15 protein-coding genes are annotated in these 12,177 nt (G+C 32.3%); 12 read left to right on the forward strand and 3 right to left on the reverse strand.

What is annotated here, in order from left to right; all coding sequences use genetic code 11:
- Positions 1 to 181 precede the first annotated feature (181 nt).
- From BXY58_RS16015 to BXY58_RS16065, 11 genes are all read left to right on the forward strand, one after another.
- The gene (locus BXY58_RS16015; RefSeq protein ID WP_120214883.1) at positions 182 to 775 is read left to right on the forward strand and encodes a hypothetical protein; all 594 of its coding nucleotides are present in this window, start codon (positions 182 to 184) and stop codon (positions 773 to 775) included.
- Positions 776 to 992: 217 nt separating this feature from the next.
- Complete coding sequence (locus BXY58_RS16020) at positions 993 to 1,748, forward strand: DUF5684 domain-containing protein (RefSeq protein ID WP_147366867.1); 756 nt, start codon at positions 993 to 995, stop codon at positions 1,746 to 1,748.
- A 167-nt stretch (positions 1,749 to 1,915) separates the two neighbouring features.
- Positions 1,916 to 2,491 (forward strand): hypothetical protein, encoded by a 576-nt coding sequence (locus BXY58_RS16025; RefSeq protein WP_120214885.1) that lies wholly within the window; start codon positions 1,916 to 1,918, stop codon positions 2,489 to 2,491.
- Positions 2,492 to 2,747: 256 nt separating this feature from the next.
- Positions 2,748 to 3,551 (forward strand): hypothetical protein, encoded by an 804-nt coding sequence (locus tag BXY58_RS16030; protein WP_229728431.1) that lies wholly within the window; start codon positions 2,748 to 2,750, stop codon positions 3,549 to 3,551.
- A 45-nt stretch (positions 3,552 to 3,596) separates the two neighbouring features.
- Positions 3,597 to 4,112 carry a hypothetical protein gene (locus tag BXY58_RS16035; RefSeq protein ID WP_120214886.1) on the forward strand — a complete coding sequence of 172 codons (516 nt, stop codon included), beginning with the start codon at positions 3,597 to 3,599 and terminating at the stop codon, positions 4,110 to 4,112.
- Between the two features lie 118 nt (positions 4,113 to 4,230).
- A complete protein-coding gene (locus BXY58_RS16040; protein ID WP_120214887.1) occupies positions 4,231 to 4,935 on the forward strand; it encodes a hypothetical protein in 705 nt (234 codons plus the stop codon).
- 84 nt (positions 4,936 to 5,019) lie between these two features.
- Complete coding sequence (locus BXY58_RS16045) at positions 5,020 to 5,517, forward strand: hypothetical protein (RefSeq protein WP_120214888.1); 498 nt, start codon at positions 5,020 to 5,022, stop codon at positions 5,515 to 5,517.
- 18 nt (positions 5,518 to 5,535) lie between these two features.
- Positions 5,536 to 5,808, forward strand: coding sequence for a hypothetical protein (locus BXY58_RS16050; RefSeq protein ID WP_120214889.1), 273 nt, complete (start codon positions 5,536 to 5,538; stop codon positions 5,806 to 5,808).
- A gap of 16 nt (positions 5,809 to 5,824) precedes the next feature.
- Positions 5,825 to 6,490 (forward strand): toxin-antitoxin system YwqK family antitoxin, encoded by a 666-nt coding sequence (locus tag BXY58_RS16055; protein WP_120214890.1) that lies wholly within the window; start codon positions 5,825 to 5,827, stop codon positions 6,488 to 6,490.
- 41 nt (positions 6,491 to 6,531) lie between these two features.
- On the forward strand, positions 6,532 to 7,065 hold the full coding sequence (locus tag BXY58_RS16060; RefSeq protein ID WP_120214891.1) for a hypothetical protein: 534 nt from the start codon (positions 6,532 to 6,534) through the stop codon (positions 7,063 to 7,065).
- Between the two features lie 92 nt (positions 7,066 to 7,157).
- Complete coding sequence (locus BXY58_RS16065) at positions 7,158 to 7,778, forward strand: hypothetical protein (protein WP_120214892.1); 621 nt, start codon at positions 7,158 to 7,160, stop codon at positions 7,776 to 7,778.
- Positions 7,779 to 7,781: 3 nt separating this feature from the next.
- Here the strand turns inward: BXY58_RS16065 and BXY58_RS16070 are convergent, their stop codons facing one another.
- From BXY58_RS16070 to BXY58_RS16080, 3 genes are all read right to left on the reverse strand, one after another.
- A complete protein-coding gene (locus BXY58_RS16070) occupies positions 7,782 to 9,260 on the reverse strand; it encodes a lipopolysaccharide biosynthesis protein (protein ID WP_120214893.1) in 1,479 nt (492 codons plus the stop codon).
- Positions 9,261 to 9,298: 38 nt separating this feature from the next.
- On the reverse strand, positions 9,299 to 10,087 hold the full coding sequence (locus BXY58_RS16075) for an FkbM family methyltransferase (protein WP_120214894.1): 789 nt from the start codon (positions 10,085 to 10,087) through the stop codon (positions 9,299 to 9,301).
- Positions 10,088 to 10,244: 157 nt separating this feature from the next.
- The gene (locus BXY58_RS16080; protein ID WP_120214895.1) at positions 10,245 to 11,117 is read right to left on the reverse strand and encodes a sugar phosphate isomerase/epimerase family protein; all 873 of its coding nucleotides are present in this window, start codon (positions 11,115 to 11,117) and stop codon (positions 10,245 to 10,247) included.
- A gap of 254 nt (positions 11,118 to 11,371) precedes the next feature.
- On the opposite strand from BXY58_RS16080, the gene BXY58_RS16085 reads away from it, so the two are divergent.
- Positions 11,372 to 12,166 (forward strand): helix-turn-helix transcriptional regulator, encoded by a 795-nt coding sequence (locus tag BXY58_RS16085; protein WP_120214896.1) that lies wholly within the window; start codon positions 11,372 to 11,374, stop codon positions 12,164 to 12,166.
- Positions 12,167 to 12,177: the final 11 nt, after the last annotated feature.

Here is a 12,177-nt window from a genome sequence, read left to right on the forward strand (position 1 = left end):
GGACTGAATTGCAAAATTCAACAGCAGTTTTTCAATTAAACATTAGTGTAATAATACAAGCTTTTGTTCTTCGATTGCTCACCATCGCAAATCCCCGAAACGTTAGCTGATATTCTAAATGAGAAATACTAGAAAATAAATGAATAAAATATTTCAATTTAATCGATGCCTTACAAACGGAATGGATTATTTCATAGGTGCAGACCCATACGCTTTGTTGACTTTTAAAAAAAGAAATAACCTTGATGACGATTTGCTAACGGAATTTACAACAAACGATAGCGGGGATAATGTTGTGACTGAAGGAATAATGATACCTCTTGAAAAATGTGCAATTGTACCGCATACTATTTACGTGAATTTTAGCGAGAAAAATCGCGTATTGACAAATGAGGAAAATGATTTTCAATTTAAAGAAGGGAGTTATCCTTTAAAGATTGTAAGTGGAATTTTTTGTGTTTTCGCAATTGACTATTTAGAAAACTTTACAGAAGAAGCGGTAGAAAACATTATAACACTTTATCGAGACAAAAATTACGCAATAATTGATTTGGATAATGGTTGGTATTCTGTAGAAATTCTTGCCGGACTTACTCAACAAAATTTTGAAAAATCTTCCTATCACTGGGGAGAAATTATGGATGATATGGAACCAACTTTTGAATTTTGCCTACATAAACAAGTTGAAAAACCAAAACTAACAGCAAAACTTAACCGAGAATATAAAATCGAAATTAATAAGGACATTTATAAAAACAGAAGAATTTTTAAATAGCTAACAAGGGCTTGCCAAAAGCGGGGCTGAAGTTTTTCGATTGCACTTTTGTGCAAGGTTCAACGGTAGTAATTGGCTACGCCGAATCTTCGATTTCTATTGAACTTTTGTGCTAAAAATCCCCGCCTTCGGCAAGCCCCGAAACGTTAGCTGCAATTTTACAAAAACCGAATATCAAATATTAACTGACAAATACATAAAGTTCAAAATTAAACCTATGATGAAATTAAAAAACACAATAATTAAATTCTTAACTATCCTTTTAATATTTGAATTACTTATAGACATATTAAAACTTGTCATTCCCGCTCAAATTCAACACCTTGAATTTTCATATGTTTTTACAATAGTTCGGGCCATATTTTTCATCTTATTACTTAAAGAATTGTATAAACACAAAGTAAAATTTGGCTTTATTCTTTTGACAGTTTTGCTATTTCCAATATTCATACAAATAATACAAATAATTTTAGGAAACATTTTTATTCATTTTTGCCCACAACAAATTAGTGATAGTGACTTCCAAGGTTTGGCAGGGTTACTAAGCGAAACACAAACCAACAATTGCCCCTATCCAACCCGATTTGACTTTTTCCCTTACATTGAGTTTCCTATTTTTTGCATTAAACAAATATTTTCTGACAAAGAATTTTCATATTTTATGGGACTCTTCTTTTCACCATATATTTTTTATTTCTTTCTGTTTTTCAAATTCTGTTTATTTATGGTATTCAAAGAAAATAGCAGAAATCCGTATTTAAGCTTCATACCTATTGTGAATAATATGATGATACTGAAAATCTGCAAACTGCCTGTTTCTTGGATTTTCTTTTTATTCATTCCTTTTGTACGACTTTTTTGGTTTTTCAAAATCAATAAACGATTAAGTGAATTACAAAACATAAACCCATCAATCGCAATATGGATGACATTAATACCACCAATATTTTATGGTAAATTGGTATTCAAATAAAAACTAAAGATAACAAAGGCTTGACTTTAAGGTAGACTGAAGTGCTAAATTCAACGGCAGTTCTTCGATTGAACTTTTGTGCTAAATTAAAGCTTTGGTTTCCCAATCATCCAAAGCCCTGAAACGTTGGCATTATTGCTATGAAACGAAACAAAATTTGAAACTGAATGAATATACTTTTAATACAAATTTTATTTTTTTGTTTAATTCCGATCGGAATTTTCATTCTCGTAAAAGCGATACAAATATTAATTAAAACCTTTAACGGGAAAATTCTGTTAGAAATTCCATATTTACATAAGGGTGGACAATTTTGCGTTACCAAAGCTGGATATTTTTCTGTTTGGCAAAAAGGGCAAATGTTTAAACAGACGCCAATTGACAAATTCAAACTGCATATCTATGAAAAATCAACAAATGAGGAAATAAAATTAAATTCTTCGTTTTTAAGACCGCAAACAAATAACTTTTCTACCGGACGAATGGAGTTTTATAGATTTTACGCATCAGTTGGAAATTATGAAATTGAATTTAGAGAAGGCAGTAATGTTTCAAAACTCGAAAGCCTAATTGGAGCTATGCTTCCTCTTCAACCTGCTGATCTATCAAAGTATTTTATTGAAATAAGACAATCGCAACCTCAAATAATTACGCTTTTAGCAATCCCAATGGTACTAATCGGACTTTTTGGAGCAGTTGGCGGACTAGTTATGGGACTAATAGCAGACCAAATATTTATATAATGAAAATAAAATTACTATCAATTGCCAAAAAACGGAGCTGATGTACTTAGATCGAGCATTTATGCAACGTTTAACAGATTAATTGTCTACGCCGAATTTCGATTTTTATTGAATTTTGGTAATAGGGAGAATTTAATTCTTAGAAGAAATAACGAATTGCTCTTGATTGAGAACTTCCCTAAGTTTAGGGGTAAGTCAATTTTCATTAAAAAATCACATCAATAACCTAATCTAAAAATGAAAAAACGCATCTAAAATGAAAAAAAGAAATTTATATCATCTTTTTGGAACAGTACTTTTAGCCTTCGCAGTATATTCCTGTAAAAAAGAAGAACAAGAGTCAAATAAGAATAGAAGTCCAGAAACGCATATTGAGCAACAGAACAAAATAACTGTAAAAGAGTCATCTAAAAAAACTGAAGGAAAGAAAAGCCCTTCCGACTTTGTCCCAGAAGGCTATGTCATTTTTAAATATGAAGGTGGTATCTCCGCCGGAGCTTGGGACGAAATTAAAGGGGATCTTAACAAAGATGGTCTGGATGATATCGTTCTAATCATAAAAGGTACTGATAAAAGTAAAATCATTCAGGATGAATCTCGCGGCGAATTGGACCGTAACCGCAGAGGCATCATTATCTTGATGAACAAAGGCGATCATTATGAATTAGCCAGCAAAAATTTGGATTGCTTTTCGTCCGAAAACGAAGACGGTGGCGTTTACTTCGCACCTGAGTTAGACTTTCAGATTGAGAAAGGAAATCTAATTATAGGTTACGGACATGGCAGATATGGAAACTGGAGCTACACATTCCGATACCAAAACGGCGATATGGAACTCATCGGCTATGACTCATACGTCAGCCAAGGTCCTGTTCCGCAATATATTGTCAGTATCAACTTCCTGACCGGAAAGAAATTAACGAAAGACAATCTCAACAAGGATGATGACGGAGATAATTATGTAGAAAAATTCAAAGATACCTGGGAAAATATTAAGGTTAAAAAATTGATTAGATTATCTGAAATAAAGGATTTTGATGAACTGAACATCGATGGTTGATCTTTCAAAATCTGATAATGTGAAAGCAAAATAAAATTTAGTACTATGAAAACACAACTGAAAATTTTCGCATTATCTACAATATTACTCTTGTACAACTGTAAAGAAAATGGTGATAAGGGGTCTAAAAAGAATGTCGCAGACAATCAGTTTCTTAAAACTTTGGTAGAAAGAAAAATCGGAAAAAGCAATTATTACATTTCGCTTCCCAAAGATTATGTGATAGAAGAAACGAACGGAGAAGACTTTTCCGTTTACCATTTTCATCCTGCAGACAGCACAAAGAAAGAAGATTTCTCAGGAGGTTTTTATTTTGGAAATCATCCCAGCCAGTTTCCTCCAGATAGTAAAAGCTGTACAACAGAAAATAAGAAGAATAGAATACTCGGCCAAAATTCTAATTGGACAGTCTATAACTGTAACGGCAACTACGCTATCCAAACTATTATTGATAGTAAAAGTGGTGAGAATTGGAATGAATTGCTTCATCTTTTTGGAAATGCCCAATCCAATAAAAATCTCAATAATCTGTTGTTTATTTTTACGACAATGAAAAAATAGGAATTTGAAAGATTGAATTATACATTCATATGGGTAACGACATCAACCATTTAAAGAATGCTAAGATTAAACAATATGTTTGAAATTTAACACAAATAACTGCAATATTATTTACCAAATGATGAAACCACAAGAATTTTTAGCAAAATATAACATTGATTTAAACAAAACAACCAGTTTATTAAGTCAAAAAGGATTTCGATTATTGTCGGAAGATGAGATTAATGAAACCAAAGAATGGCTAGCCAACTATAAATTGGGTATTGACCTTTTTCCAATTATAACTAATGATGAAAGTGACTTTATAGCGGTTTACACAGAAGAACCTTTGCTGGATAAAGTGGCTTTGTTGCAACACAGTAATCTAGACTTCACTCCAAAATTCAAAAATATCAATAACTTAATCAATCATATAAAAAATGGAATTATAAATCACGATAATAATTGGGAAAGTTTTGATAATCATTTTGATTACCCCAACCATACTAATAATCAGCAAGAAAAATTAATTATTGAAAAATTAAAAAAAAACTTAGAAAATAAAGATATATCGAGTGACAGATATGAGCTTCTAACTTCTGCAATAATGGTTTTTACACCTTATGAAAAAATTGAAAATATCTATCCATATTTAGATGACAAGGATGTATTTGTTCGGCAAAAATGTGTCTCAATTCTTGGAGATTTTTACAGGCACGAGCCGATAAAAGAAAAAATACGGAAAACATTGAAAACAATCAACAATGAAATGTTAGCAAAACAAGTCTATGACGGTTCTTTGGTTGAAACAAAAAAAGGATTTTGGAAATCATTGTTTAATTGATTGAGACGAATAAAATATTTGCTAAAAAATGTTTAGATAATTTCTGTTTTCAAATTAAAAGGAAAATATTAAAACAAAAAAACTATGAAAAACAAAGCAATTATCATCGGATTATCCTTGTCGCTGTGCTTCTTTGCCTTTCTAATTAGAGATTGGTTCTTATCGTTTTTTGTAGCCGAAATTACAGGTGAAAATATTTTGTTTAGTGACAGTTCAAACGTAACTCATCAGATTTTCCCGATGCTGATTTTTATTTGCTCATTTGGAATAATTCCTTTCTTATACCTGATTGCCAAAAATTATTGTAAAATCTATTCGGGTAAACAACAATTATTTTCTCTACTCATTATCATAATTTCAGGATTTCTATTTTTGGGATTGAGAGTGATTTATCTAAAATTTAAAGTTGCTCAAATCAACGACATTTTAAGAAGAGCCGAATTTACTTCCGAAGCTGATATTCCCGGAATTAGTTTTCAGGATATGTATTTGGAATATTATCTGTTGGCTGGTTTGGTAGTTGGAACAATACTTTGTATGATTATTTTAAAAAAATCTTCAAATAGTGGAATTAAAAACTAAATTCAAAGAAACTCCTTTATGAAAACATTGGAAAACCGAATATTAAGCTTTGACAACTGGGAAAAACCTTGGACGTTTCGTGAGTTTGTATTTCAGGATAAAACATTAATTGATAGTGAATTAAATTTATTCAAAGAAATCTGGACAAAAGGCGGCGCCTTCGAATTATGGAATGATTACGATTTGGTTTTAGGTTGTAAGGCAAGTCATTCATTTATTGCTGAAAATTATAATTTGGCAGATAAAGCCATTGCGAATGTTGTTCGGGCGCTGTCTTATGAGTGGAAATAATTATTAAAAGATTGAAATGAAAAAACTATTATTCGTTATTCTGTTATTATCAAATTTGATTGCTTTCTCACAAAATAAGGAGAAAGAATACAAAAAGTTCTTTGAAAATGGGAAACTCAAAGAACAAGGATATAAAAATAAGAAAGGAGAAAATGTTGGAATTTTCAAATATTACTACGAAAATGGTCAGGTTTATGTTACCGGACAATTCGAAAATGGAAAAGAAACTGGAAAATGGCTCTATTTCTTTAAAGACGGAAAGCCATACATGACCGGTAATTTTGAAAATGGTGAGCAAAGTGGTGAGTGGAAAAAATATTACAACAATGGTAAGTTAATGCAATTGGAATATTATAAAAATGGCTATTTAAACGACGAATGGAAATTCTACCACGAAAATGGCGAATTGATTAACATAGGAAACTATACTAATGGAAATAAAATCGGAGAATGGAAGGCTTACCACGAAAACGGAAAATTGTCCAGCATCGCATATTTTGAAAATGGCGAACAAACTGGCGAAGCGAAAACTTACTATGACAATGGACAACTATGGGGATCGGGAAATTTCGCAAACGATCATCAAATCGGAGAATGGAAAACACACGATAAAAGCGGAAAACTAATTAAATCTGAAATGTTTGATAAAGACGGGAAACTAATAAAAACAGTGGATTATTAAAGTTTACATTCAGAATTTAATCCAAAAAAAACACAATTAAAATGAAAAATATCACAAGACTTATTTTCTTATGTTTAATCGCTTGTCAAAGCAAACCTGAGAAAGCCAAAACAGTTACTAATCATCCCAAAACTGCAGAAATTGAACAATCTAAAAGTGATGATAATGAGCTGTTCATTCTTCACGAAAAAATAAGTGAAAATTTTGTCAAAATCATTCCACCTAAAAATTCCGATTTTGAATTTCCTGATGATGAGGCAAAATTAGAACCTTATAAACACGGTGATTTCAATGCGGATGGAAAACAGGATATTTTGGTTTATCTAGGTGCTTGTGGAACTGGTGGTTGTATGTACGGATTGTTTCTAAATCAATCTGATAATTACTATAAATTAGCGTTTATGGATTACTTGAAAAATCCGGAATTCATTAAAGAAAAAGACGGTTTGTGGACCATCCAATCGTCCGAAGAACTGGAACCTTATAATCCTTCAAAAGTTCAGGTTACCACTTTCAAATTTGATAAGAAAACTAACCAGTACGAATTGGATAAAACTTATGTAAGCAAAGAATAATGGCTTGAACACGTTAACTTCCTATTTGTTTTCAACACTTTAAATTCTTAAAAATTGGAAAGAATTTTGCTCCACACTTTCAAATTACAGTTATGAGAGTTCTGTATGTTATATTATTTATTTTGTTTTTACAAGCCTGTGCTACAAAAAAGTACACCAAAGCTCATCTTCTTCCCGAAGGCATAAAATCAGCGACTCAAGAAGTTTATGACACTTCAAACCATCAGAGAAAGCTTCTTCATAAAAAGGAGATAACATTTACCAAAAATGGTCGAATCAAATATTCGAAAACATTTGATTCCAACGGAAATCTTTTGCAGGAAACGGAAAAGAAATTGTGGTTTACAGTAGAACGCTATCCCAACAAAGATTCTTACTATTGCAAAACCCGCTGGAAACCCAATCAACGTGAACGCATCAGCTGTTATACCAAGAAGCGATATAAACAAAACGAAAGCATCTATCATTACAACAAAAATGGCAGTATTGATAAAATCGCAGATAACTTTGAGACGTTTAATACGAGGCAATTCCATTATTCCAACAACGAGCTTTCCAAGATTGTAATTACTGGAAAAGACAACAAACCCATTGATGAATTAGCAATCAATTGCATAGAGAAAGACGAGAACGGAACTTGCCTCAAACACACCAGAATTTCTAATAAAACTGGTAAAAAACAAGAGATTCTGATTTCTCCGAGATATAAGTAATAATTAAAATTTGAAAAGACTCCTGATGAAAGCTTTGTTGAGATATTTATCCAACGGATAGATTTTAAGGAAATGATTTCCAATAAAAAGCAATATCAAAACGACTGCCGGCTTGTAGAAAAGATTGAGAATATTCAGCTTTAAATCCGGAAGAAAAATGGCGACGTTGATGGAAATACAACCCAAAATCATTGCATAAATCATCTCAATCCCCAAAGGAAAAACTTTGAATTTAATATAATTGAACACGATTTTGATAATATTAAATAACGACAGAGAAATCGCATAGGCAATCGCAATTCCTAAGATTCCCAAGTCTGTGTGTTTTAGGAAAAGCATATTGGTTGTGATGGTCAGAACTGCCAAAATCAGCATCACCACAATATTGAATTTATAATATCTTGATAGGGAAATGATATGACCGTTGAATCCCGTTGCCAGGTCAAACAACATCGCAAATCCGAGAACCCAGACAATCGGCTCGGAGGAACGCAAATCTTCACCATTCTTCATAAAGTCCGCTAAATACGGAAATCCAACCGCAATGCAACAAAATAAAACCAAGCCAAGAAAAAACAAACTGAGCGATGTTTTCTTGTGAAATCTGTCCAGTTCATCGTAATCTCCATTCGCCAAAACCTTATTAATAATCGGTGCTGACAGGTTGAACAATCCCATTTGCGGAACAACAATGAGGGAAATTATGGAATAAATATTATTGTAAATCCCGTTTTCCTCAAAACTGATGAATTCGCCAATCATATAACTGTCAATTTTGATAGCGATGTAATTTCCGATATTCCCTAAAAATCCGAACAAACTATAAGTTAAAATTTCACGATAAAGATTGTCTTTTTTGAAATAGCCTAAGTCAAAATCAAATTTGACTTTTTCCAATCTATTTGTGTAAAGCCCATAACCAAATAACGAAACGACAAACATCATAAAGAAAAATCCATAAGCCGATTTCTCCGCAAATCCCATAAAGAAAAATAGACAAAACGCACCAAGATTAGCCAGTTTTGGAACAAAGTTTTCGAAGATATTGGGAACTACTACTCTTTTATAATTGGTCAAAAATTTATTAAAAACAGACGATAAAGCCAGAACCAAAGCCAGTGGCAAAATCAGATTTTTCATTTTCCAAACCTCCAGTTTTTTGAAGTCTGGAAACAGATAAGCAATGAGGAAAAATCCACCTACAACAATTAAAAAATTAATGACAACAGCCAACAAAGAAAGGCTTAACATATTGTGATGTTTCCCGTCTGCATTCACTTTTGCAAAGAATTTGACGTTGGAAAAACTCAATCCAAAAACAATAATCGGAACGATGATTTCGGCTGTCGGCAAGATATAACGGAGCTTTCCGTAAAACTCCATATCGTACGGAAAAATGAAAATAGCCGAAAATGTTCCCAGCAAAAAACCGAGATAACCAATGATCGAATATTTTACACCTTGTCTTGCTACGACGCTCATAGTTTTTATTTAAAGTTCTAAGTTTTGGGTTAAGGCTTCTAAGCCTTTGGAAGAAAAATTATATTGTTGATGTAGTCTTTATAATTCTTGACATTATCCGGATTTTGTTGATTCAGGAATTCTTCTGTTAGAATTTTTGGTTGCAATTTTTCTCTATCCAAATAATTTACGGAATAGCCCCAATCCGCAATCTCGGAAATCAAAGTCCAAATATTTTCCTGATGATGACGTTGCTCCATCTCAACCATCAGAATTGGCTTATATTTCTCGATTGTTTTTCTGGCTCCTCTCAAAGTCTGCATCTCATTCCCTTCCACATCAATTTTAATAAAATCGAGTTTTTTAAGATTGAGACTGAGTTCATCCAAAGGTTCCACTACAACTTTCTGAAGAATTGTTTTTTCTTCATTTTTTTCTTTGATAGAAGTTTGTAAAGTTCCTCTGGTATGGATTTTTTCGCCATTAATCACAGGAATTTTGAATTCAGCTATGGTAGAAATATCAGACAAAGCCACAGAAAATAGATTGACTTTTGGAAATAATCGCCCTAATCTTTTGAACAATTGTTGATTAGGCTCAAAAGCAAAAATATTTTCTGGCTTAAGATGATTTTCCAAAGTGAAAAGATAAGCGCCAACATTGGCTCCAACATCCATAAAAACTGAATCTTTTCTCAAAACTTCTTTAATCCAAAGAAACTCTGGCTCTACTTTTCTTTCCAAAAGATTTTGTGCAGTCAAACCTTTCAGCTTCTTGAAAAATCTGCTTTTGTAATAAGACGGCGAAATGTACTGTAGATTCTCAGCAAGCTGACTGTAAACACTCATCGATTTTGGTCATAAAGAAAACAACGGCAAAGAAAAGGCATTTATTTTACAAATCATAAAACTTTGTTAAGAGAATGATTTTTTGAAGGATCTAAACGCAAAGTGCGCAAGGTTTTTTTGAATATGTTTTTAAGATTCGCAAAGACGCTCAGCTCAGCTATTTTGTCTTGAAATAAGAATGATTATCAATATAATTTTTACTAATCTTTATGCTTTCAAAAATATCTTTGTCGCTGGAATCTTGTTCTAAAAACCAATATTTGAGACCTGCTTTTTCTTTGGCTTCGAAAATGGATTTAAAATCAATAGTTCCATTTCCAATTTCAGCAAAATCTTTGGTTCCGGCTTTCATATCTTTAACGTGCCACAAAGGAAATCTTTTCGGGTATTTTTCGAAATAATCTAAAGGATTCAAACCAGCTTTTGAAATCCAATAGAGATCCAGTTCCATTTTCACCAAATCAAAATCTGTATTTTCTAAAATGAAATCATAAACCGTTTTATCTTCGAGTTTTTCAAATTCAAAATCGTGGTTGTGATAAGCAAAATCAATTCCTGCTTTATTCGTTACTTCTCCAGATTTATTGAGTAATTCCGGAAGTTTTTTATAGTGTTCTAGAGTTCTTTCTTCCTCAAAAAGATATGAGCAAACCATATATTTTGAACCTATGAAGTGTAAATCTTCAACGGATTTTTCCCAGTCATTCAAAAGTGTTCCTTTGCTGTTATGTACAATTCCTGTTGTATGATGAGAACTAATAACTTCTAAACCTACATTTTTGAGAATCGTATGAAATTCGGTTCTGGATTTCCCAAAAAACTTACCTTCATAACCATAGATTTCGAGTTGCTTAAAGCCCAATTGCGCTAAACGTTCCAAAGATTTTTCCAAATTCTCTGCAACAGCATCCCGAATCGTATAAAGTTGGATGGCTAAAGGTTTTCTATTATTCATAAGGTTTGAAGTTCCACAAGCATATAAACCCAAAAATCCCAATCCGGACAAGCTTATAAAATCTTTTCTGTTCATTTTTGATTTTTCGATGGTTTAAAGGTATTTATATTTTTTGAAATTGGATACAAATAAAGCCTGCCGAGAAATGGCAGGCCTTGAGAGAGAAAAATTAGGAGTAGTTAGTTTGACTTGATAATTTAAATGATTTCTCGTCACGATTTCCTGGTTATTAATTTATCAGCAAATGTAAACCTGAAAACAAATACAAGTAAATACCTCAAAAAAGGTATTATTATAATTTTTTATTAATTTTATAACAAATCATAACTATGGATAAGAATTACTCAATAAAATCTAAGAAAGTACATCCACTGCTGAAAGTCTGGAACGCTTATCCTCAATCTCTAAGTAATACCTTCAAGAGCATTACTACGCCAACAACTATTGAGCAAATAATCGGTGAAATCTTTTCTATTGGAGAGTTCTATTTTTACAGCATTAATATCCCGGAAAGTACGTTGATGTTTACCAATGATCATATTTTGAAAATTCACGGACTGAAGAAACATCCGAAGTATCTGAAAGAAATTATTGATTTGATTCATCCAGATGATCTAGATTTTGTAATGGAAGCAGAAAGAATGACTCTCGAAAAAATGAATGAAATTGGATGGGAACATCAGCAAAACCTCAAGTGCAGCTATTGCTTCCGGATGAGAACAGGTAAAGGTAACTATGAAATGTTTCATCATCAATCTCTACATATAGCCAAAGACGAAGATGGAAAATTATTACAAGCCGTTAATATCCATACCAATATCCAACATATTACTACCACCAATTCTCAAATTGTTTTAGTCGCAGGAGTTGGCAGCAGAGACGATTTTCATCAAATGCATTATGAAAAAACAGAACAAAAGAGACTGCCCGAAAACTCGCTCACAAAAAGAGAAATAGAAATATTATCCTTATTAGCTTTAGGTAACTCCGCTAAGGAGATTTCTGACCTTCTGGACCTTTCTTATCATACTGTAACCACACATCGTAAAAACATTTTTCAGAAGACGGATTGTACAAAGATATCAGAACTTATAAAGAAAGCTTTGGAATGGGGACTTATCTGAAATAATTGATA

The organism is Epilithonimonas arachidiradicis, assembly GCF_003610695.1.
Taxonomy (GTDB): Bacteria; Bacteroidota; Bacteroidia; order Flavobacteriales; family Weeksellaceae; genus Epilithonimonas; species Epilithonimonas arachidiradicis.